This is a genomic window from Rhizobium sp. CECT 9324 (assembly GCF_918741265.1).
GTDB lineage: Bacteria > Pseudomonadota > Alphaproteobacteria > Rhizobiales > Rhizobiaceae > Allorhizobium.
Genome location: NZ_CAKKMZ010000001.1, coordinates 2,721,023 through 2,742,478, shown reverse-complemented (window position 1 = coordinate 2,742,478; position 21,456 = coordinate 2,721,023). Strand labels below are relative to the sequence as shown.

Annotated in this window: 19 protein-coding genes; 14 read left to right on the top strand and 5 right to left on the bottom strand. The window is 62.3% G+C overall.

The window, feature by feature from the left end:
* Window position 1 precedes the first annotated feature (1 nt).
* From cobW to cobO, 5 genes are all read left to right on the top strand, one after another.
* Complete coding sequence (cobW, locus tag LQ231_RS13445) at window positions 2–1,078, top strand: cobalamin biosynthesis protein CobW (RefSeq protein ID WP_230171695.1); 1,077 nt, start codon at window positions 2–4, stop codon at window positions 1,076–1,078.
* A gap of 245 nt (window positions 1,079–1,323) precedes the next feature.
* Complete coding sequence (cobN, locus tag LQ231_RS13440; RefSeq protein ID WP_230171694.1) at window positions 1,324–5,286, top strand: cobaltochelatase subunit CobN; 3,963 nt, start codon at window positions 1,324–1,326, stop codon at window positions 5,284–5,286.
* Window positions 5,279–5,674, top strand: a complete 396-nt coding sequence (locus LQ231_RS13435; protein WP_230171693.1) for a GFA family protein — start codon at window positions 5,279–5,281, stop codon at window positions 5,672–5,674. Before cobN ends, LQ231_RS13435 begins: the two co-directional genes overlap by 8 nt.
* The gene (locus tag LQ231_RS13430) at window positions 5,671–6,117 is read left to right on the top strand and encodes a GNAT family N-acetyltransferase (protein ID WP_230171692.1); all 447 of its coding nucleotides are present in this window, start codon (window positions 5,671–5,673) and stop codon (window positions 6,115–6,117) included. Before LQ231_RS13435 ends, LQ231_RS13430 begins: the two co-directional genes overlap by 4 nt.
* Entirely contained in the window at window positions 6,114–6,743 is a 630-nt protein-coding gene (cobO, locus tag LQ231_RS13425; RefSeq protein WP_230171691.1) for a cob(I)yrinic acid a,c-diamide adenosyltransferase, read from the top strand. Before LQ231_RS13430 ends, cobO begins: the two co-directional genes overlap by 4 nt.
* Before the next feature lie 21 nt (window positions 6,744–6,764).
* Here cobO and LQ231_RS13420 read toward each other — a convergent pair whose 3' ends face one another.
* The 3 genes from LQ231_RS13420 to LQ231_RS13410 form a co-directional block, all read right to left on the bottom strand.
* The gene (locus LQ231_RS13420) at window positions 6,765–7,583 is read right to left on the bottom strand and encodes a helix-turn-helix transcriptional regulator (protein ID WP_230171690.1); all 819 of its coding nucleotides are present in this window, start codon (window positions 7,581–7,583) and stop codon (window positions 6,765–6,767) included.
* Window positions 7,580–7,945, bottom strand: a complete 366-nt coding sequence (locus LQ231_RS13415) for a nuclear transport factor 2 family protein (protein ID WP_230171689.1) — start codon at window positions 7,943–7,945, stop codon at window positions 7,580–7,582. The genes LQ231_RS13420 and LQ231_RS13415 overlap by 4 nt, the downstream gene beginning before the upstream one ends.
* Before the next feature lie 104 nt (window positions 7,946–8,049).
* The gene (locus LQ231_RS13410; protein ID WP_230171688.1) at window positions 8,050–8,835 is read right to left on the bottom strand and encodes a TSUP family transporter; all 786 of its coding nucleotides are present in this window, start codon (window positions 8,833–8,835) and stop codon (window positions 8,050–8,052) included.
* A 368-nt stretch (window positions 8,836–9,203) separates the two neighbouring features.
* Here LQ231_RS13410 and LQ231_RS13405 point away from each other — a divergent pair, with 368 nt between their 5' ends.
* The 9 genes from LQ231_RS13405 (at window position 9,204) to LQ231_RS13365 (ending at window position 19,443) form a co-directional block, all read left to right on the top strand.
* Window positions 9,204–10,571 (top strand): sirohydrochlorin chelatase, encoded by a 1,368-nt coding sequence (locus LQ231_RS13405; protein WP_230171687.1) that lies wholly within the window; start codon window positions 9,204–9,206, stop codon window positions 10,569–10,571.
* Between the two features lie 1,055 nt (window positions 10,572–11,626).
* Complete coding sequence (locus tag LQ231_RS13400; protein WP_230173348.1) at window positions 11,627–12,301, top strand: precorrin-8X methylmutase; 675 nt, start codon at window positions 11,627–11,629, stop codon at window positions 12,299–12,301.
* The gene (gene cbiE / locus LQ231_RS13395) at window positions 12,294–13,529 is read left to right on the top strand and encodes a precorrin-6y C5,15-methyltransferase (decarboxylating) subunit CbiE (protein ID WP_230171686.1); all 1,236 of its coding nucleotides are present in this window, start codon (window positions 12,294–12,296) and stop codon (window positions 13,527–13,529) included. Before LQ231_RS13400 ends, cbiE begins: the two co-directional genes overlap by 8 nt.
* A gap of 232 nt (window positions 13,530–13,761) precedes the next feature.
* Window positions 13,762–14,505 (top strand): precorrin-2 C(20)-methyltransferase, encoded by a 744-nt coding sequence (gene cobI / locus LQ231_RS13390; RefSeq protein ID WP_230171685.1) that lies wholly within the window; start codon window positions 13,762–13,764, stop codon window positions 14,503–14,505.
* Between the two features lie 2 nt (window positions 14,506–14,507).
* A complete protein-coding gene (cobJ, locus tag LQ231_RS13385) occupies window positions 14,508–16,325 on the top strand; it encodes a precorrin-3B C(17)-methyltransferase (protein ID WP_230173347.1) in 1,818 nt (605 codons plus the stop codon).
* A gap of 238 nt (window positions 16,326–16,563) precedes the next feature.
* Window positions 16,564–17,346 (top strand): precorrin-4 C(11)-methyltransferase, encoded by a 783-nt coding sequence (cobM, locus tag LQ231_RS13380; protein ID WP_230171684.1) that lies wholly within the window; start codon window positions 16,564–16,566, stop codon window positions 17,344–17,346.
* A 50-nt stretch (window positions 17,347–17,396) separates the two neighbouring features.
* Window positions 17,397–17,867, top strand: a complete 471-nt coding sequence (locus LQ231_RS13375; RefSeq protein WP_230171683.1) for a hypothetical protein — start codon at window positions 17,397–17,399, stop codon at window positions 17,865–17,867.
* Between the two features lie 17 nt (window positions 17,868–17,884).
* Window positions 17,885–18,340 (top strand): GFA family protein, encoded by a 456-nt coding sequence (locus LQ231_RS13370; RefSeq protein WP_230171682.1) that lies wholly within the window; start codon window positions 17,885–17,887, stop codon window positions 18,338–18,340.
* A gap of 140 nt (window positions 18,341–18,480) precedes the next feature.
* Window positions 18,481–19,443, top strand: coding sequence for a nucleoside hydrolase (locus tag LQ231_RS13365; RefSeq protein ID WP_230171681.1), 963 nt, complete (start codon window positions 18,481–18,483; stop codon window positions 19,441–19,443).
* Window positions 19,444–19,553: 110 nt separating this feature from the next.
* On the opposite strand, the gene LQ231_RS13360 is transcribed toward LQ231_RS13365, so the two are convergent.
* Both LQ231_RS13360 and LQ231_RS13355 read right to left on the bottom strand, forming a co-directional pair.
* On the bottom strand, window positions 19,554–20,249 hold the full coding sequence (locus LQ231_RS13360) for a cobalt-precorrin-6A reductase (protein ID WP_230171680.1): 696 nt from the start codon (window positions 20,247–20,249) through the stop codon (window positions 19,554–19,556).
* Window positions 20,239–21,378: a cobalt-precorrin-5B (C(1))-methyltransferase gene (locus LQ231_RS13355; protein ID WP_230171679.1), complete on the bottom strand. Its 1,140-nt coding sequence runs from the start codon at window positions 21,376–21,378 to the stop codon at window positions 20,239–20,241. The genes LQ231_RS13360 and LQ231_RS13355 overlap by 11 nt, the downstream gene beginning before the upstream one ends.
* Window positions 21,379–21,456 lie beyond the last annotated feature (78 nt).

Sequence of the window (21,456 nt, the reverse complement as noted above, 5' to 3'; positions counted from 1 at the left end):
CATGTTGCAGCAGAAAATTCCCGCCACCGTGATCACCGGCTTCCTCGGCGCGGGCAAGACCACGATCATCCGCAACATGCTGATGAATGCCAATGGCAAGAAGATCGCTCTGATCATCAATGAATTCGGCGATCTTGGCGTCGATGGCGACGTGCTGAAGGGCTGCGGTGCCGACAATTGCACCGAAGACGACATTATCGAGCTGACCAATGGCTGCATCTGCTGCACGGTCGCCGACGATTTCATTCCGACGATGCAGAGGCTGCTTGAGCGCGACGTGAAGCCGGACCACATCGTCATCGAGACCTCTGGACTTGCGCTGCCGCAGCCGCTGGTCGCCGCGTTCAACTGGCCGGATATCCGCACGCGCGTTACCGTCGATGGCGTCATCACCGTCGTCGACAGCGCAGCCGTTGCCGCCGGCCGGTTCGCCGATGATCACGACAAGGTTGATGCGGCTCGGGCCGAGGATGAAAGCCTCGATCACGAGAGCCCGATCGAAGAACTTTTCGAGGACCAGCTGACCTGCGCCGACCTGATCGTCTTGAACAAGACCGACCTGCTTGATGCCGCCGCCATCGCCGCCGTTCGCGCCGAGGTGACCGGCCGGGTGAAGCGCAAGCCGGCGATGGTCGAAGCACGCAATGGCGAGGTCTCTTCGCTGGTGCTGCTGGGCATCGGTGCCGGTACCGAGGACGATATCGACAATCGCAAGTCGCATCACGAACTGGAACATGAGGCGCTGCACGAAAGCGGCGCGGCACATGACCATCATCATGACCATGACGAATTCGAGAGCTTCGTCCTGAAGCTCGGTTCGATTGCCGATCCGGCGGCCTTCGTCGATCGCCTGAAGCCGGTGATCGAGAGCCATGATATCCTGCGTCTCAAGGGCTTCATCGACGTGCCCGGCAAGCCTATGCGGCTCGTCATCCAGGCTGTCGGCACACGGATCGAAACCTATTTCGACCGGCCATGGACTTCTGGCGAAAAGCGCGAGACCCGCCTTGTCGTGATCGGCCTGCATGAATGGGATTTCGGCGCGGTTGTCGAAGCCGTGCAGGCTGCGGCGGCCTGACATCAGAAGAATAGACAGATGACCCGCGACAGCACCCCCCTCTGGCCTGCCGGCCATCTCCCCCTCAAGGGGGGAGATCCGCTGATCGCATGCCTTGCGCGTCCTGTAAGGTGTGGCGTGGAAATGAGGGGGTGCCGTTTTAAGGCGAGAGCTATCCGTTTGCGATCTCCCCCCTTGAGGGGGAGATGGCCGGCAGGCCAGAGGGGGGTATCGGCTATCGCATCGATCACGGAAGGCGCCCTGTAATGCATCTTCTTCTCGCCCAGAAAGGCTCGATTGCCGACGGAGACGAAGCGATCGATCTTGGGCAGTCGCCTGGCGAAATCCTGTTTCTGTCTGCCGCCGACACAGAACTGTCGGCGGTGGCTACGGCCGTCGCAGCGGCGGGGTCCGGGTCGAGCTGGCGCCTTGCCAGTTTGATGGCGCTCAAGCATCCGATGTCGGTCGATACCTATGTCGAACGCACGGCACGCCACGCGAAACTGATCATCGTCAGGGCGCTCGGTGGCGCCAGTTATTTCCACTATGCGCTGGAGGCGCTGACGGCCGCGGCGCGCGCCAAGGGGGCGTTGATCGTGACGCTGCCCGGCGATGACAAGCCCGATGCTGGGCTTGATCCGTTCAGTCTGTGCACGGATGGCGACCGTTCGGCACTGTGGCGCTACCTGACCGAAGGCGGCGACCGCAATACGGCGCATTTCGTTGGTTATGCGGAAGCGATGCTATCGAATGGCGACAAGCCGGAGCCGGCACGTCCCTTGCTGAAAGCCGGCATCTGGTGGCCAGGCAGGGGCGCGATCGGTATTGCGGAGTGGCAGGATGTGCAGGCAGAGCGCGCCCCTGCACCACCCTCCGTCGCGGCCATATGCTTCTACCGCGCGCTTGTCCAGAGCGGCGAGACGAAACCGGTCGAGGCGATGATCGAGGCGTTGCAGGCGGAAGGGTTGCGCGTGCTGCCGGTGTTCGTTTCCAGCCTGAAGGACCAGGTCTCGGTCGAGACACTGCGGGCTGTCTTTGGTGACGTGCCGCCGGAGGTGGTGATCAACATGACCGGTTTTGCCGTCTCGGCGCCGGGATCAGAAAATCCCTCGACCATTCTCGACGAACAGGGTGCCGTGGTGCTGCAGGCGATCTTTTCCTCGTCACCGAAAGCGGTATGGGAAGCGTCGAGCCAGGGGCTGTCGGCGCGCGATCTTGCAATGAGCGTGTCGCTGCCAGAGGTCGATGGAAGGGTGCTGACGCGTGCCGTCTCGTTCAAGTCGGCGGCCCGCTTCGATGACCGGGTCGAGACCAATCTTGTCAGTCACGAACCGGATCCGGGGCGCATGGCATTTGTCGCGCAGCTTGCCGCCAACTGGGCGCGGCTGCGCGCAACGCCGCCCGTCGAGCGCAACATTGCGCTGATCATGGCGAATTATCCGAACCGCGACGGCAGGCTCGGCAATGGCGTCGGGCTCGACACGCCGGCAGGCACGATCGAGGTGCTGCGGGCTTTGGCTGCGGCAGGATACAAGGTGGAAGAGCTGCCGGCCGATGGCGATGCGCTGATCACGGCGCTGATGGATGGGCCGACCAATGCAGCGCATGATGGCCGCGTCATTCGCGAAGTCATTTCACTCAGCGATTACAAGGTCTTCTTTGAATCGCTTCCGAAACAGATTCAAGACGATGTGAGTGCTCGCTGGGGCGATTCACAGACGGATCCCTTCTTCCTCGACGGCGGCTTCGCCTTGCCGTTGATGCGCTTCGGGCGGGTCATGGTCGGCATCCAGCCGGCGCGCGGCTACAATATCGATCCGAAGGAAAGCTATCATTCGCCGGATCTGGTGCCGCCGCATGGGTATTTCGCCTTCTACGCTTTCCTGCGCAAACAGTTTGCAGCGCATGCGCTGATCCATATGGGCAAACACGGCAATCTCGAATGGCTGCCGGGCAAGGCGCTGGCACTCAGCGAGACCTGTTATCCGGAAGCCATCTTTGGGCCTCTGCCACATCTCTATCCGTTCATCGTCAATGATCCGGGCGAGGGCACGCAGGCCAAGCGTCGGACATCGGCTGTCATCATCGACCACCTGACGCCGCCTTTGACGCGAGCGGAAAGCTACGGGCCGCTGAAGGATCTGGAGGCGTTGGTCGACGAATATTACGAGGCATCCGGCGGCGACCCACGTCGGCTGAAGCTGCTGAAGACGCAGATCCTCGACTTGGTCAGGGATATAGGCCTCGACCAGGATGCCGGGATCGGCAAGGGCGAGCAGGAAGAGACGGCGCTGGAAAAGCTCGACGCCTATCTCTGCGACCTCAAGGAAATGCAGATCCGCGACGGACTGCATATCTTCGGCCTTGCCCCGGAAGGACGGTTGTTGACCGACCTGACGGTGGCGCTGGCGCGTGTTCCGCGCGGATTGGGCGAGGGCGGGGATCAGAGCCTGCAGCGGGCGATCGCGGCGGATGGGCTGCATCCAGGTTTACCCCCCTCTGCGCTGCCGGGCATCTCCCCCACACGGGGGGAGATCGATCTGGTGCAGCCGCCCGATCCAGATGCTACGGGTGCAGAAGCCCACCCCTTGGTAAACCTCGGCGGCGAGCGAGGCGTTTCGGGTCTGTCGATCTCCCCCCGTGTGGGGGAGATGTCCGGCAGGACAGAGGGGGGTATTGTAACCCACAAGTCCAACTTCGACCCCCTCGACTGCATCATGTCCGACCCCTGGACCGGACCGCGCCCAGAAATCCTCGCCCCGCTCACTGACCAACCTTGGCGCACCAATGGCGACACGGTCGAACGCATCGAACTGCTGGCTGCGGCCTTCGTCTCCGGCGATCTCCGATGTCCGCCGGACTGGTCGCGAACCCGAGCGGTCCTCGCGGAAATCGAAGCCCGCCTGAAACCCTCGATCGTCAAGTCCGGTCCCGCCGAAATCGTCGGCCTGCTCAAGGGCCTTGATGGCCGTTTTGTCGCCCCCGGCCCGTCCGGTGCGCCGACGCGCGGACGACCGGACGTGCTGCCGACGGGCCGAAATTTCTACTCCGTCGATAGCCGTGCCGTTCCGACGCCAGCGGCCTATCAGCTTGGCAAGGCCTCGGCGGAACTGCTGATCCAGCGCTACGTGCAGGACCACGGCGAATGGCCGGTGTCGTTCGGATTGACGGCCTGGGGCACGTCGAACATGCGCACCGGTGGTGACGACATCGCCCAGGCACTGGCGCTGATTGGGGTCAAGCCGGTCTGGGACATGGCCTCGCGGCGGGTGACCGGCTACGAGATCCTGCCACAGGCGCTGCTCGGCCGACCACGCGTCGATGTCACCCTGCGCATTTCGGGATTCTTCCGCGATGCCTTCCCGGAGCAGATCGCCCTCTACGACAAGGCGATCCGCGCCGTTGGCGCACTGGACGAGGACGAAGGCGATAATCCGATCGCAGCGCGCATGCGGGCCGATACCGCGCAGTTTGTCGCCGACGGTCTCGATGTAGCCTCCGCTTCACGGCGGGCCGGTTACCGCGTGTTCGGCTCCAAGCCGGGCGCCTATGGTGCCGGCCTGCAGGCCTTGATCGACGAAAAAGGCTGGGAAAAGCGCGGTGATCTTGCCGAGGCCTATCTGGTCTGGGGCGGCTATGCCTATGGTGCGGGTGCCGAGGGCAAGGTCGAACGCGGCTTGTTCGAGGAAAGGCTGCGCACGGTTCAGGCGGTGGTACAGAACCAGGACAATCGCGAGCATGACCTGCTCGACAGCGACGACTACTACCAGTTCGAAGGCGGCATGACGGCGGCGATTGAAGAGGTTTCGGGCGCCCGGCCGGTGGTCTACCACAACGACCACTCACGCCCGGAAAAGCCGGTGATCCGCACGCTTGAGGAAGAAATCGGCAGGGTGGTGCGTGGCCGCGTGGTCAATCCCAAGTGGATCGACGGCGTGATGCGCCATGGTTACAAGGGTGCTTTCGAAATTGCAGCGACGGTGGACTATATGTTTGCCTTCGCAGCCACGACCGGCGCCGTGCGCGACCACCATTTCGAGGCCGTCTACCAGGCCTTCCTGCTGGATGAGCGTGTGCGCGACTTCATGGCAGAAAAGAATGCACCGGCGCTCAGGGAAATGTCTGAGCGGCTTATCGAGGCGATCGATCGCGGACTGTGGACGCCGAAGAGCAATTCGGCCAAATTCTCCCTGCTTGAGATCGTACAAGGAGAGCAGACCCATGGCTGATTTATCCGGACATTGCCTGTGCGGCGCGGTGCGCTTCAAGGTCCAGGGACCGGTGCGCACGGCCGGGCACTGCCACTGCGAAAGCTGCCGACGTGCGGCCTCGTCGCCGGTTACGAGTTTCTTTACCGTCGAGCGTGCCGATGCCTCATTTGCCGGCGACAGCCTGCGTTTCTATGCGTCTTCACCCGGCGTGCGGCGCGGGTTCTGTAGCGAATGCGGATCGCCAATGTCGTTCCAGACCGAGCGGCGACCGTCCGAGATTGATTTCTATGTCGCGAGCCTCGATGACGGCCAGTCGGTTGGCATCCTCGAACATTGGCATTGGGACGAGCGTGTCGACTGGATCACTATTGTCGACGATCTTCCCAAGGGTGACGGTGGCGCATGACCGATACGATCCAGATCAGCGTCGTCGCGGGTGAGGACAAGGATTTTTACGACGCAACCGTTGCCATTCTCGACGAGGCAGCGCGCGGGCTCGAAAAGCCGTTCGACGGCGAAACCGTGCAGTTGCGCGCTGAAGACGGCGATGGACGTTTGCTGGGCGGTCTGGTCGGCTCCGAGATACAGGGCTGGTTCTATGTGAAGCTGCTTGCGGTTGCAGCGCATGTCCGCAATCTCGGGGTTGGCGCCAAGCTCCTGTCTCGGGCCGAAGACATGGCGCGGGCCAAGGGCTTCGTCGGTATCTATCTCGATACGTTCGATTTCCAGGCGCCGCGCTTCTACCTGCGCGAAGGCTTTATCGAAATCGGCAGGCTGCCTTCTATCGACGGCAAGCCGCAGCGCATATGGTTCGTCAAAACATTTGATAATTCTGGGAGTGCACCATGACCGAAGAGACGATGTCCAATGACGCGGATCTCGCCCGCCACGCCGAGAAGATGGCCAAGAAGAAGGCCGCGCGCGACAAGATCATGGCAACCAAGACCGGCGAGAAGGGCCTGGTGATCGTTCATACCGGCAAGGGCAAGGGCAAGTCATCGGCCGCCTTCGGCATGATCTTCCGCCATATCGCCCATGGCAAGAAATGCGCAGTGGTGCAGTTCATCAAGGGGGCAATGTCGACCGGTGAGCGGGACATGATCCTCAAGCATTTTTCTGATCTCTGCCAGTTCCACACCATGGGCGAGGGCTTTACCTGGGAGACGCAGGACAAAGCCCGCGACGTTGCCATGGCCAAGGCCGCCTGGGAAAAGGCCAAGGACCTGATCCGTGACCCGTCGCACTCGATGATCCTGCTCGACGAGATCAATATCGCCATCCGCTACGACTATATCGACATCGCCGAGGTGGTCGACTTCCTGTCCAACGAGAAACCGGAGATGACGCATGTCGTACTCACCGGCCGCAACGCCAAGGACGAGCTGATCGAGATCGCCGATCTGGTCACCGAGATGGAACTGATCAAGCATCCGTTCCGCTCCGGCATCAAGGCGCAGATCGGCGTGGAGTTCTGATGGCGCAAAGATGGCCCGCCCTTAGGTCGTCGCTTTCCCTGCCATCAGGCGCGCAAGGATTTCCGCTGTTGCGGGATCGGCGGGGAAGAAGGATTCGATCGCCAGTTCCGACAAGGTGATGTCGACCGGTGTTCCGAACACGGTCGTCATCGACAGAAAGGACAGGACGCCGGCTGCGGTCTTGAGCTGCAGCGGCACTGCGATATCGCCGTGATCGCGGATGGGAGAGCGGTGGTCCGCGGCGCGGCCGACTGGCTGCGGCAGTTCGCGCAATTCCATCAGCAGCGCTCTCAGCACCGGGTCACCACTTGCGGAAATCTGTTGCTGCAGGCGATCCAGCAGATGATGACGCCACTGGCTGAAGTTGACGATCGCAGGTGCCAGACCTCCGGGATGCAGACTGAGCCGCAGGACATTGACGGGAGGCCGGAGCAGTTCCGGCTCGGCGACACCGGCCAGCAACGGCGATAGCGCATTGTTGGCGGCGACAAGCGTCCAGTGGCGGTCCACGGCCAGAGCCGGATGCGGCTCATGGCCTTTCAGGATCAGATCAATGGTCAGTCGCGCAGCGGCGAGGGCGGGGTCATCCAGCGGACGCTGCAGATAAAGTGGCGCATAACCTGCCGCCAGCAGGATCGGATTTCGCTCCCGCAGCGGCACATCCAGTCGCTCGGCCAATCTCAGCAGCATCTCGCGGCTCGGCGAGGCCCTGCCGCTTTCGATGAAACTCAGGTGCCGTTGCGATATATCGGCCTCGAGGGCGAGATCCAGCTGGCTCAAGTGGCGGCGACGCCGCCACTCTCGCAGGATGTCGCCCAGGCTTTGGCTCGATGTGATCATGCCGTCGCCGGCACCTGATCGAGGAAGCCATTGATGCTGCGTAGGCGCCCGTTTTCGACGATCGCGAAATCGGTACCCTTGATCATGTCGTCATTGTCGGCCGGACCGAGCTTCCAGCAGAAGCGCAGGCGGTCACCATAGCCATCCGGCTTGCCCATCAGCGCGAAGCGGAAGCCGGGGAAACGTTGATGGACGGCACCTACCAGCGCATGCAGTTCGACCGGACCACTCGCCGCCATCAGCGGATCGACATAGGAGGTGTCTTCCGTGAACGTATCGGCAATCAATTGCGACCGTAGGCCGACATCGGTCTCGTTCCACACGGCGATATAGCGCTCTGCGATTTTCTCTGCATTGTTCATTGTCATGCTCCTTTTGATCACTTGCCCTCATCAGGCAGGGTGATCATCGCGGGCTGGCAACAGACTAGCAATTATGCCGGAGGTAATCAAAAGCGGTCGCGTGCCTAAAACCCCATCCATAGCCGGATCGGATTGGTTGGATCGAGCAGCAACTTGATGGCCAGTGCCACGCAGGTGACGATCAGCAGCGGTTTGATCAGCTTGGCGCCACTTTTCATGGCAAAGCGCGAGCCGACCTGGGCGCCGAGAAACTGGCCAAGGCCCATCATCAGGCCGATTTTCCACAACACGACCCCGCCGACCATGAAGACGATGAAGGCGCCGACATTGGAGCCGAGATTGAGCAGCTTGGTATGGGCTGTCGCCTTCAGCACGCCGAAGCCGGCCAGCGAGACGAAGGCGAGCATGAAGAAGGAGCCGGTGCCCGGGCCGAAGACGCCGTCATAGAGGCCGATCAGCGGCACGAAGGTCATGCCGAAGAGGAATGGCGTGATGCGCTGGTGGCGATCGTCGTCCGACAGGTTCGGCTTCAGGGCGAAATAGAGCGCGATTGCCACCAGAAGGAACGGCATCAGCGCGCGCAGGACGCTTCCCGGCACGATGGTTGCGATCAGGGCGCCGATCGCGCCGCCAGCCACCGCCATGACCGCCATCGGCAATTGCTTCTTCAGGTCGACATGGCCCTTGCGGGCATAGGCAATCGTCGCAGACGCTGCGCCGAACATCGATTGCAGCTTGTTGGTTCCCAGCGTTTGCAACGGCGGGATGCCGACGATCAGCATGGCAGGGATGGTGATCAGCCCGCCACCCCCGGCGATCGAATCGACGAATCCGGCGATAAAGGCGGCGACAAAGAGCAGAAGGAGGAGGTTGAAGGCGAGATCGGACACGGGTCACTCGATGTCAGTGGAGGGGGGTGCCGGGTTGGGGCAGGTGGAAAGAAGCCCAGGACTTTTGCACCGAGTCTTGACCGGGAGCAACTCCATCCGCCGCGTTTGTGCTCCAGCCGGCCGTCCAGCTGTGTTCTGGCGCATCTTCCACACGAAGCGGCGCAAACCGGTTTGACCCCGTAAGCCGGCTTCGATAAAGCTCTATTTAATGTGCGACGGCGCCTGTTCGACAGGCTGGAAATAGTCCGGTGCGGCTGACCCAATCAGGGGGCCAATTCCGGAGCTGTCCCAAAGGCCATAGAGTAGTTTCATCGCTGCTCTGGCGCTTCGTACATAGTGAAAAATACGAAGCAGGGAGGCCGGAATTCATGGCTGAAAAACTTGGAATCATGGTCTGTGGCCATGGCAGTCGCAACCAGAACGCGGCGCGTGAATTCGCGATTATCGCCGAGGCGCTGCGTGCGCGCAATCCCGACATGCCGGTCGAATACGGCTATCTCGAATTCTGCAATCCGGTGATCGCCGAGGGCCTCGATAGGCTGCGCGCGGCCGGCGTGACGCGGGTGCTGGCGGTACCGGGCATGCTGTTCGCCGCCGGTCATGCCAAGAACGACATTCCGTCGGTTCTCAACACCTATCAAGCACAGAACCCGGGCATGGTGATCAATTATGGTCGCGAACTCGGTATCGACCTGAAGATGATCCGCGCCGCCGGCGACCGGATCCAGGAAGCGGTCGATCAGGCCAATGCCGAACTCGGTTTCGTCGACAAGCATGACACGCTGCTGATGGTGGTCGGGCGTGGCTCGTCTGATCCCGATGCCAATTCCAACGCGACCAAGGTCATGCGCATGCTCTGGGAGGGCATGGGCTTCGGCTGGGGCGAGACATGTTATTCCGGCGTGACCTTCCCGCTGGTCGAGCCGGGCCTGAGTCATGCCGCCAAGCTCGGCTACAAGCGCATCATCGTCTTCCCTTACTTCCTGTTCACCGGCGTGCTGGTCAAGCGCATCTACAGCTATACCGACGAGGTCGCGGCCCGCCATCCGGAGATCCAGTTCGTCAAGGCGAGCTATCTGAACGATCATCCGCTGGTACTCGACGCCTTCCAGGACCGGGTCAGGGAGATCCTCGACGGTGCGGCCGTGATGAACTGCCAGATGTGCAAATATCGCGAGCAGGTCCTCGGTTTCGAAGCCGATATCGGCCAGCCGCAGGAGAGCCATCACCACCATGTCGAAGGCATTGGCGGTGGCATGGAAGACTGTCCGTGCCAGGGCGACTGCGATGCGTCGTGCCGCGAGGAAGATTTCTGCCGCGAACATGGTCTGCCGTGGACGCCGGTGCACAGCCATGCCGAGCCTGCTCCGCTGGAGCCGGCTTTCGATTACGGCGCCTCGACCTTGCTGGGTGGGAAATATGGCCACCTGCTGAACGCCGCACCCGATGCGGGACTCGAAGCGGTGATGAATGCTCCGTCGAGCGGCAGGAAGGCCGTGCATGAGCACGGACCGGATTGCGGCTGCGGCCATGACCATGACCACGACCATGGTCACGATCATCACGGCGGCCCTGCCGCGCACGATCACGGCCATCACGATCAAAAACATGGTCATGACCATGGCCACAGCCATTCGCATGATCACGGGCACGCGCATGATCATGGCCATCATCATGCGCCTTACCCCCATGCCGACCATCCGCTTGGCCCGAAGTCGATGCAGAAGAAGAAATAATGGCCCTGTTCGACCGCATCCTGATTGTCGACTGGTCCGGCGCCGGCGTGCCGGTGAAGGGGGCCAATTCGATCTGGGCCTGCCTTGTCCGGCGCAGCGGCGATCAGGTGCGTCTCGACTGGCTGGAGAATTTCGCCACCCGTCATGCCTTCATGCAGCGGCTTGCGATTGTTGTCGACGAAGCGCTGGCTGCCGGCGAACGGCTGCTCTGCGGCTTCGATTTCGCCTTCGGCTATCCGGTAGGAACGGCGGAGCGGTTGACGGGCAGGGCCGATTGGCGTTCGCTGTGGCGCAAGATCGCAGAGGACATTGAGGACGGGCCGGACAATGCCAATAACCGGTTCCAACTGGCTTCGGACTGGAACCGCGATTATTTCGCCGACGCGCCGCGCTTCTGGGGCCGGCCGCAGGGGCATAGCTACACACATCTGAGCGACAGGAAGCTGGTTGGACTTGTCGACGCGCCACGGGTGTTTCGCGTGGCCGAGGCCCATGCCAAGGGCGCCAAGTCGGTTTGGCAATTGGCCTATGTCGGTTCGGTCGGCAGTCAGTCGCTGCTGGGCATCGCGCGGCTGTCGCGCTTCATCGATGACAGCGGTTTTGCCGATCGCATCGCGGTCTGGCCGTTCGAGACCGGCTTTTCAGCCGAGTTCAGCAAGTCTATCGTCTTCGCCGAAATCTATCCCTCGCTGTTTTCGCCTGATGGCGCAGAGGGTGTCCGCGATGCGCTGCAGGTTTCGACCGTGGCGGAAGCGTTTTCACGTTTCGATTCCGCTGGTGTTCTCGAGCACCTGTTTGCGGCACCGGATATGCTGTCGGCCGTTGAGCAGGATCAGGTTGTGCGGGAAGAGGGCTGGGTGCTCGGGATCGGGCATCAGGCTTTGGTTGCGCAGGGAGTTCCCCCCCTCTGGCCTGCCGGCCATCTCCCCCACAAGGGGGGAGATCAGAATGCGGATGGCCACTGTGCCGCAAAATCGGTTGGCCGACCTGAACATGGGGCTGTCGCAACAAGCTCCAGCTTGGCGCGTTCAGCGATCTCCGCCCTTGTGGGGGAGATGTCACGCAGTGACAGAGGGGGGTATTCCCCGAGCGCAACTCTCGACTACATCCGTGACCCCGCTGAAATCTATCGCCAATCCTTTTCAACGATCAGAGACGAAGTGAATTTATCACGCTTTTCCAATGGTCTCGATGCGTTGGTTATCAGATTGATTCATGCCTGCGGCATGGTCGATCTGGTCGACGACATTGCCTTTTCGGACGGCGCGTTCGATGCCGGTGTGGCGGCACTTGCGGGGGGTGCACCGGTGCTGGTTGATGTCGAGATGGTTCGCCATGGCATCATCCGCCGGTTGCTGCCGGCCGACAACGAGGTGATCTGCCTGCTCAACGACGCGCGCGTGCGGCCGAAGGCCGAAGAGATCGGCAATACGCGATCGGCCGCCCAGGTCGATCTCTGGGATGAGCATCTCGCGGGCGCCGTTGTTGCGATCGGCAATGCGCCGACGGCGCTGTTCAGGCTGCTGGAGCGCATCGATGGCGGTGCGCCAAAGCCGGCGCTCATCCTCGGCATGCCGGTCGGTTTTGTCGGGGCGGCGGAAAGCAAGGATGCGCTGATAGAAGACAGCCGTGGCATCCCATACATTGCCGTGCGCGGCCGACGTGGCGGGTCGGCGTTGGCTTCCGCTGCGGTCAATGCGCTGGCCGGAGGGCTTGGCACCAGTGTCTGATCTGTCGCAACCCTGGCTCACCATTATCGGCATCGGCGACAACGGGCTGGAAAGCCTGACGCCGGAAGCGCAGTCGCATGTCTGGCAGGCGGAAACGCTGGTGCTCGGCGAACGGCTCGATGCGGTGATCGACGGCAGTTCGCTGCCGGAATTGAAGCGTATCCTCACCTGGGGAGCCGGCTTCCGCGAAACGCTGGCGGAAATCCTCAAGTTGCGTGGCTCGCCGGTCACGGTGCTGGCCACCGGCGATCCGATGCATTTCGGCATTGGCGCGACGCTTCGCCGCCATGTGGCTGCCGAAGAAATGTATGTCCTGCCGAGCCCGTCTGCCTTTTCGCTGGCGGCAGCGCGGCTCGGATGGCCATTGCAGTCGGTGACGCAGATTTCCCTGCATGGTCGGCCACTCGCCTTTCTGCATCGCCATGTGCTTCCGCGCGCACGCATCCTGGCGCTGACTTCCGACGCTGCGACCATCGAGCAGGCGTCTGCGCTCCTGGTCCATCGCGGCTTCGGCAATTCGATCCTGCATGTGCTCGAGCATATGGGCGGCGGGACGGAGCGTATCGTGACGCTGACGGCGCGCCAGATCCTCGAACATCAGCCGGAATTTTCCGATTTCAACACGCTGGCTATCGACTGCGCTTCCGATGGACCGCTGCTGTCGCCGGTCTCTGGCCTGCCGGACGAGGCTTTCCGCCACGACGGCCAACTGACCAAGCGCGAGATCCGCGCCGTGACGCTGTCACAGCTCTCGCCCTTTCCCAATGCCACGCTCTGGGATGTCGGCGCCGGTTGCGGATCGATCGCCATCGAGTGGATGCGCGCTGGAATGGGCACAAGAGCCGTCGCGATCGAAGCCAAGCCGGAACGGGTGGCGATGATCAGGGAAAATGCCGAAAATCTTGGTGTCCCGGATCTCGACATTGTCGCGGGCGAGGCGCCAACAGCCCTTGCGGGCCTGCGCCGGCCGGACGCCGTTTTCATCGGTGGCGGCATTACCGGCGAGGGTGTGTTCGAGGCCTGCTGGCAAGCGCTCGGGCCGGGTGGCTGGCTGGTCGCCAATGCCGTCACCATCGAGGGCGAAGCCCGGCTTGCCGAGTTGCGCGGAGTTTTCGGCGGCGACCTGACCCGAATCCAGGTCTCGCGGGCAGCACCAGTCGGGCGCTATTGCGGCTGGAAGTCGCTGATGCCGGTGACGATCTGGACCGCGACGAAGGACGAGGCGTGATGGTGTTTGTGCGGGTTTTACCCCCCTCTGGCCTGCCGGCCATCTCCCCCTCAAGGGGGGAGATTGGCAGAACGGATATCGCCTGCCGGATCGTCGCCAACAGGCCAGTGCCATTATTCGGCCCGCTGTTTTTTGGGAAAAGTGCCCGCCGCGAATTGATCTCCCCCCTTGTGGGGGAGATGCCTAGCAAGGCAGAGGGGGGTATTGGCCCGATGGCAGCAAGGAGGCTGGCATGACCGGAACACTTTACGGCCTTGGCCTTGGCCCCGGCGATCCCGAACTGCTGACGCTGAAGGCGCATCGCATCCTCAAGTCGTGCCCGGTCGTTGCCTATCCGGCGCCGGACACGGGACCAAGCTTTGCCCGCCAGATCGTCGCCCCGTATCTGACCGCCGCCCAGCTCGAAGTGCCGATCATCGTGCCGATGCGGGTCGAGCGTTTCCCGGCGCAGGAGATCTACAGCCAGGCCGCCGAGGTGCTGGCGCGGCACCTCGATGCCGGCGCAGACGTTGCGGTTCTTTGCGAGGGCGATCCGTTCTTCTATGGCTCCTTCATGTATCTGTTCGAGCGCCTGGCCGATCGCTACCCGACCGAGGTCGTGCCGGGCGTGTCGTCGATGATGGCAGCGGCTGCAGGCCTTGGTCGGCCGCTTGCCGCCCGCAATGACGTGCTGACCGTGCTGCCCGGCCCGTTGGACGACGCAATTCTGGCAGACCGCATTGCTGCCTCCGGCGCGGTGGCGATCATCAAGATTGGCCGGCATTTTTCCCGTATCCGTTCGCTGATCGCCGACCTCGGGCTGACGGCGCAGGCGGGATATGTCGAGCGCGTCAGCCTCGCCGAACAGCGGTTGATGCCGCTTGCCGAGGTTGCCGAAGATGTTGCGCCGTATTTCTCGATGATCCTGATCTACAAGGGGGCTGAAACCTGGCATCCGGCGCTGGCAAGCCGGCTTGGTGCGGAGCAGGGCGCGTGAAGATTTCCCTTGGGCCCGCAGTCATCGTGCTGAGCGACAGCGCCGCCAATCTTGGTCGCCGCATTGCCGCATTGGTCGATGGCGAACTGCATGGCGCGCGGGCGCGGGTCACGGAGGCCGACCGGCATTTCGACGCGGTCAAGCCCTATCTCCAGGCACTGTTTGCCGAGGGCCGGCCGATCATTGCGGTGATGGCATCGGGGGCGCTGATCCGGTTGCTGGCACCGCTTTTGTCCGACAAGCAGTCCGAGCCGCCGGTATTGGTGGTGTCGGATGACGGTGCGTCGGTCGTGCCTCTGCTCGGCGGACATCATGGCGCCAACGATCTGGCGCGCAAGATTGCAACTGGTTTGTCCTCCCATGCCGCGATCACCACGGCCGGTGACCTGAAGTTCGGCGTGGCGCTTGACCAGCCGCCAGCCGGTTACCGTCTCGCCAATCCCGAAACCGCCAAGGCCGTGATGGCCGAGCTTGTCGCTGGATCTGCCGCCAGGCTTGTCGGCACGGCGCCATGGCTCATGCATTCCCGTATTCCTTTCGACAACGAGGCTCCCGTGACCCTGACTGTGACTGATAAAACAAAGACTGCCGACGGGCTGGAGCTGGTCTATCATCCGAAGACCCTGGTGCTCGGTATGGGCTCCGAACGGCATGCCGATCCCGCGGAAGCGATCGCACTGGCCGAACAGGCGCTGGCAGGTGGTGGTTATTCGGCTGCCAGCCTTGCCGCCGTCTGCTCGATCGACCTGAAGGCCGACGAGGCGGCGATCCATGCCGTTGCCCGGCATTTCAATGTGCCGGCGCGGTTCTTTAGCGCTGCGGCGCTGGAGGCCGAAACGCCGCGGCTGAAGAACCCGTCCGATGTTGTCTTTGCCGAGGTCGGCTGCCATGGCGTTGCAGAAGGTGCGGCGCTCGCGGCTGTCGGCGAGACGGGCGAACTGGTGGTCGAAAAGATCAAGTCGAAGGGCGCAACCGCTGCCATCGCTCGGGCTGCCGAGGTGATCGAGGGCAGGGCCATCGGCCGTTCGCGCGGACGGCTTTTTGTCGTCGGTATCGGACCCGGTTCGGACGGCTGGCGTTCGCCGGAAGTCTCCTCCATGGTCGCAGCCTCGACGGATCTCGTCGGTTATTCGCTCTATCTGGATCTGCTCGGTGCGCTTGCCGACGGCAAGACCCGTCACGATTTCGATCTCGGCAAAGAAGAAGCCCGCGTCGTGCATGCGATGGAATTGGCCGGCGAAGGCAGGGATGTTTCGCTGGTCTGCTCCGGCGATGCAGGTATCTATGCCATGGCGACGCTGGTGTTCGAGCTGTTCGACAAGGGCGGCATCACCGATGCGGCAAACCGGATCGAGGTGCAGGTGTCACCGGGAATCTCGGCGCTGCAGGCGGCAGCGGCCCGCATTGGCGCGCCGCTTGGCCATGATTTCTGCACCATTTCTCTGTCGGATCTTCTGACTCCGTGGGAACATATCCAGCGGCGGGTAAAGGCGGCGGGCGAGGGCGACTTCGTCATCGCCTTCTACAATCCCGTTTCGATGAAGCGCCGGACCCAACTGGCCTATGCACGCGACGAACTTTTGAAATACCGCCCCTTCGATACACCGGTGATCCTCGCCACCAATCTCGGCCGTCCGGGCGAACTGGTGCGCACGGTGCCGCTCGGCGCGCTCAATGTCGATGATGTCGACATGCTCACCGTCGTGGTCGTCGGCTCGTCGGAAAGCCGCACGGTGACGACCGGCGACGGCAAGACCTGGGTTTACACGCCGCGTGGCTATTCGGGGAAGGTGGATACGGGCATGAAGGCTGGAACTTGATGTCACAGCACAAATCACACGCAATATCCCCCCTCTGGCCTGCCGGCCATCTCCCCCTCAAGGGGGGAGATCGGACGCTCGCTGGCGCATCATCCTGTCGTTTTCCGGTTGGTTGGTCTGGTGCAAGAGTGGCTTTCGTGAAGCTGGGGGCCTGCTTTGATCTGATCTCCCTCCTTGAGGGGGAGATGCCCGGCAGGGCAGAGGGGGGTACCCCCGCACGCAACTTGAGGACAAGAACATGACCGTCTATTTCATCGGCGCCGGACCGGGCGCACCAGACCTGATCACCGTGCGTGGCCTTCGCCTGATCGAGCGCTGCCCGGTCTGCCTCTATGCCGGATCGCTGGTGCCGGAGGAAACGGTCAAGTGCGCGCCGGAAGGTGCTGTCGTCAAGGACACGGCCCCGATGCATCTCGACGAGATCATCGCCGAGATCGTCGCAGCCCATGGACGCGGTGAGGATGTTGCCCGGGTGCATTCCGGCGATCCGTCGATCTATGGCGCGATTGCCGAGCAGATGCGCCGGCTCGACGCGCTCGGCATTCCCTATGACGTTGTGCCCGGCGTGCCGGCCTTTGCCGCGACCGCCGCGCGGCTGAAGACCGAACTGACATTGCCGGAAATCGCCCAGACCGTCATCATCACGCGGACCGAGATGAAGGCGTCTTCGATGCCGGAATTCGAGACGCTGGACATTCTCGGCAAGTCGCGGGCGACGCTTGCGATCCATCTGTCGATTCGCAACCTGCCGCATATCCGCGATACGCTGACGCCCTATTACGGCGATGATTGCCCGGTGGTGATCGCCTATCGCGCGACCTGGCCGGACGAGCTGTTCATCCGCTCGACGCTCAAGGATATGGCCGAGGATGTGCGCAAGGCAAAGATCACCCGCACCGCGCTGATCATGGTCGGCAAGGTCTTCGGCCATGTCGAGTTCCGCGACAGTGACCTCTACAATTCCGATTTTACCCATGTGCTGCGCAATGCGGGCAAGAAGAAAAAGAAGGTCGCAGGCTAAGATTGCCTGGCCGAGATTGACGTTCGCGGGACTGGCTGTAGGCTTCCCGCATGTATGTTCTGAAGCGCGGCATCAAGAAGGATCCGGTCAGGCGGTGGGCACTGCCGGACCGGATATTCTTTGGCTACGGCGCCTGTCATATCCTGGCGGGTGTCTATCTGAAGCATGAACCTCTGGCAGGCTTTCACGCTGAGCGCATCATCCCAGACGATGGCTTTGCCGGCGGCCACATGTTCGTCACGGATGGCGTGATCGCTTTCGACTATCACGGATATTGCCTGCGCGATCGCCTGCTCGCGCATCATCGAAAAGGCTGGTCGACCCATAGTCCCGGCTGGAGCAGCACGATCGAGCCGGTCGATTTCGATGCGCTGGACACGGTTGAGCTGAATGCCCGGAAAATGCTCGGGCCTGACCAGTATCTGCACGATGCGCGTCCGCGTGCCTTTGCATTTATCGCAAGACGCAATCACGCGGCCGAAGCGGCGAGGGTGCTGCAGGCTGCAACGCAATTTTCATGAGCGGAGGAAATGTGCTGATGTCCGATGATACCAGTATTCACGCCGGCAGTTGCCGCTGTGGCCAGGTGCAGTTGAAGGTCAGGGGTAAGCCGCTGATGACCATGGCCTGTCATTGCACCGGCTGCCAGAAGATGACGGCCAGCGCCTTTTCGCTAAGCGCGCTTTATCCGCTCGATGCGGTCGAGGTCCATGGTCTTGAACCGGTCATCGGCGGCATGCACGGTGATCTGCATCACAATTTTTGCCCGCATTGCCTGAGCTGGATTTTCACCCGCGGCAAGATGTTTGGGCCGATGATCAATGTGCGTGCGACCGTGCTCGACAATGCGGCCGAACTTGCGCCCTTCATCGAGACCTGCACGGACGAGAAGCTACCCTGGGCAAGAACGCCAGCCGTGCACAGCTATAACAAGTTTCCACCGATGGAGGCGTTTGCGCAGTTGATGCAGGAATATGCCATGGCCGACGTCTGAGCCTTTCAGCACATTCTGTGTGCCCGGCAATCCGCGCCTCGTTCGCGCCTTGAACCAATTCCGGTCCTCGGCTAAGCCGGATGGATTGCGGCGGGTGATCTGCCGTTTCCTTTCTCAGATATGATGGCGGCACTCTCTTCATGCATAAGGTCATTTTCGACACGGATCCGGGCGTCGACGACGCCATGGCGCTGCTCTTTCTCCATCACCATCCCGACATAGACCTGATCGGCATCACCACCGTTTTCGGCAATGCGACGATCGAGACCACGACACGTAACGCGCTGTTCCTCAAGCGCGAATGGCAGATCGAGGCGCCTGTTGCCCGCGGTGCCGGCGAAACCTTCATTCCGCACCGCGTCAGCCATGAGCCGCCGACCTTCATCCATGGCGACGACGGTCTCGGCAATATCGGCGTGCCGGAGGTGACGGATGTCGAGCCTGATCCGCGTCCGGCCCATCGTTTCATCGTTGACATGGTGCGCGCCCATCCGGGCGAGGTGACGCTGGTTGCCGTCGGCCGGATGACCAATCTCGCCAATGCGCTGAAGGAAGATCCCGAGATCGTTTCGCTGGTCAAGGAAGTCGTCATCATGGGCGGTGCCTTCGACACCAATGGCAATGTCACGCCGGCGGCCGAAGCCAATATCCATGGCGACCCGGAAGCAGCCGACATCGTCATGACCGCGACATGGCCCGTCGTCGTGGTCGGGCTCGATGTCACCCTGAAGACGGTGATGACGCGACAGGCTCTCGCCGATATCCGCGATGCCGCCGGCAAGCGGGCGCAACTGCTGTTCGATCTGTCGCAATTCTACATCAAGTTCTACGAGGGCCGCGTTCAGGACGGCATGGTCGTGCATGACAGCTGCGCCTGCGTTTATGTCGTGGCGCGGGAACTCTTCACCACCCGCTCCGGCCCGATTCGCGTCGTCTGCGGCGGCATTGCCGATGGCCAGACGATCCAGAAGCCCGACGGCAAGGGTTTTGGCCCGTCCGACTGGGATGGCGATCTGCCCAGCCAGAAGATCTGCGTCGATATCGAGGCAGATGCGGTGCTGAAGCTGATCCACGACACGATCGTGGCGATCAAGGAAGACTGAGTTACAGTCTCTTGTCGCATTGATGCGCCCCGGCCCTGTCCGGGGCGTTTCTGCGTCCGGCCTCAGCCTTACACTTGATCCAGTCGTGGTGCGCCGACCTTGAACCAGGCCTATTCGCGCTCCAGCATGATCACCGGCAGGCCAAGGCTGCGGGCGGCGATGATCTTGGCATAACCGGCTGGACCGCCGGAATTGCGGGCGATCAGATGCGTGATGCCGTGGGCGGTCATGAGATCAGATTCATGCGACGGATCGCTTGCCGGTTTGCCGAGGACGACCGCGTAGTCGAAAAAGCCGAGCGGTTTCTCCGGCGCATCCACCATGCGGATGATGAAACGGCAGTCGGTGCGCGGCACGAAGGCGTCGAGATATTGCCGCCCGAGCGCCAGGAACACTGTGGCACCAGAGGGCAGGAGGTCTGCCGCCTGCTCCAGCGTGGCGACCGCACGCCAGCGATCGCCCGGCTGTTTCTGCCACCGTGGCCGCACGATCTGGTCCAGCAAAATGCCGGTATCGGCCGCGGCCTTGATGGCGTTTTCGGAGATCCGCCGGGCGAAGGGATGGGTCGCATCGATGATCCGGATGAAGGCGTTTTCGCGTAGATAGGCGGCCAGTCCCTCGGCGCCGCCGAAGCCGCCAATTCGGACTTCGCCAGCGGGCAGCATCGGATCCATGGTGCGGCCGGCGAGCGACGTGGTCACGGCATGGCCGTTTTCGACCAGTGTCTGCGCCAGTTCGCGCGCCTCTTTCGTGCCGCCGAGGATCAGGATTTTTTGCCGTTCCCCGGGATTTTGATCAGACGGCATGGGCGAGAATGTTCCCCTTGCGGTCGATGACGATGACATCCACCTCGATCGGTGCGTCGCGTAGAACCGCAATGGCGTTCGAACGCGCGGATACGGCAACGAATGACGCAATGTCTCGTCCGACTTCGGTCATGATTTCAAGAACTTCCAGAGCTGTGTTCGCGGCCTGAACTCTGTCTCTGATATCTTGATCAAGGTTTTCACTGCAAGGCAATGATAAAAAATAGCTATTGTCTATTTGACTGCGCGAAGAATGAAGGTCCAGCGCACCCTGTGCAAGCTTGGCCATCTTGGCGAAACCGCCGGCAAGAGTGAGGCGCGGGACCGGGTGTGCACGCAGATATTTGAGCAGTCCGCCGGCAAAATCCCCCATGTCGAGCAGTGCTCCGTCAGGCAGTTGGTGAAACGCCTGGGCGGACCTTTCCGAGGTTGAGCCGGTCGCGCCGAGCACATGGGTCAGGCCTTCGGCGCGGGCAACGTCGATGCCGCGATGGATCGAGTGGATCCAGGCCGCGCAGGAGAACGGATGCACGATGCCGGTGGTGCCGAGAATGGAAATGCCGCCGACAATGCCGAGGCGCGGGTTCCAGGTCTTCTCGGCCAGCAGGTTGCCGCCGGGCACGGAGATGGTGATCTCGACATCCGAGGCAACGCCATGGGCCACGCAAAGCGCCTCGACCTCGGCTGTCATCATCTGGCGCGGCACGGGGTTGATGGCGGCCTGTCCCGGGGGAATGGGCAGTCCGGCCTTCGTCACCAAACCGACGCCGTCGCCGGCCGCAAAGACAATGCCGCTTCCGGGATTTGTCCGGCGGACCTTAGCCACTACGGTTGCGCCATGGGTCACATCCGGATCATCGCCCGCATCCTTGACGATGCCTGCATAGGCACTCTCGCCGTCCATACCCTCGATGGCGAGGGCAAAGGCAGGCGTCTCGCCACGCGGCAGCGTGATCGACACAGGATCGGGGAACTCACCGGTCAGAAGAGCGGTCAAGGCGGCTTTGGTCGCTGCGGTGGCGCAGGCGCCGGTGGTCCACCCTTTGCGAAGCGCGCTATCCGGTTTTTCCAGACGCAGATCCTCTGCGCCGGTCGGGTCGCTCTGCACCTCGTTGCTTGGCTTGCTCATGGCTTCCTTATAGGCGAGGCGAGGTGCGACCGGAAGCGCAACTGGCGCGCCGCGCATTGCATTTTTCATAGGCCGGAC

Coding starts and splice junctions, on each gene's coding strand:
- LQ231_RS13370 (WP_230171682.1), top strand. CDS start 17,885: ATGTCCGATGATACCAGTATTCACGCCGGCAGTTGCCGCTGTGGCCAG.
- LQ231_RS13365 (WP_230171681.1), top strand. CDS start 18,481: ATGCATAAGGTCATTTTCGACACGGATCCGGGCGTCGACGACGCCATG.
- cobI (WP_230171685.1), top strand. CDS start 13,762: ATGACCGGAACACTTTACGGCCTTGGCCTTGGCCCCGGCGATCCCGAA.
- cobM (WP_230171684.1), top strand. CDS start 16,564: ATGACCGTCTATTTCATCGGCGCCGGACCGGGCGCACCAGACCTGATC.
- LQ231_RS13355 (WP_230171679.1), bottom strand. CDS start 21,378: ATGAGCAAGCCAAGCAACGAGGTGCAGAGCGACCCGACCGGCGCAGAG.
- LQ231_RS13435 (WP_230171693.1), top strand. CDS start 5,279: ATGGCTGATTTATCCGGACATTGCCTGTGCGGCGCGGTGCGCTTCAAG.
- cobO (WP_230171691.1), top strand. CDS start 6,114: ATGACCGAAGAGACGATGTCCAATGACGCGGATCTCGCCCGCCACGCC.
- LQ231_RS13360 (WP_230171680.1), bottom strand. CDS start 20,249: ATGCCGTCTGATCAAAATCCCGGGGAACGGCAAAAAATCCTGATCCTC.
- cobW (WP_230171695.1), top strand. CDS start 2: ATGTTGCAGCAGAAAATTCCCGCCACCGTGATCACCGGCTTCCTCGGC.
- LQ231_RS13375 (WP_230171683.1), top strand. CDS start 17,397: ATGTATGTTCTGAAGCGCGGCATCAAGAAGGATCCGGTCAGGCGGTGG.
- LQ231_RS13430 (WP_230171692.1), top strand. CDS start 5,671: ATGACCGATACGATCCAGATCAGCGTCGTCGCGGGTGAGGACAAGGAT.
- LQ231_RS13420 (WP_230171690.1), bottom strand. CDS start 7,583: ATGATCACATCGAGCCAAAGCCTGGGCGACATCCTGCGAGAGTGGCGG.
- cobN (WP_230171694.1), top strand. CDS start 1,324: ATGCATCTTCTTCTCGCCCAGAAAGGCTCGATTGCCGACGGAGACGAA.
- LQ231_RS13415 (WP_230171689.1), bottom strand. CDS start 7,945: ATGAACAATGCAGAGAAAATCGCAGAGCGCTATATCGCCGTGTGGAAC.
- LQ231_RS13400 (WP_230173348.1), top strand. CDS start 11,627: ATGTCACGCAGTGACAGAGGGGGGTATTCCCCGAGCGCAACTCTCGAC.
- LQ231_RS13405 (WP_230171687.1), top strand. CDS start 9,204: ATGGCTGAAAAACTTGGAATCATGGTCTGTGGCCATGGCAGTCGCAAC.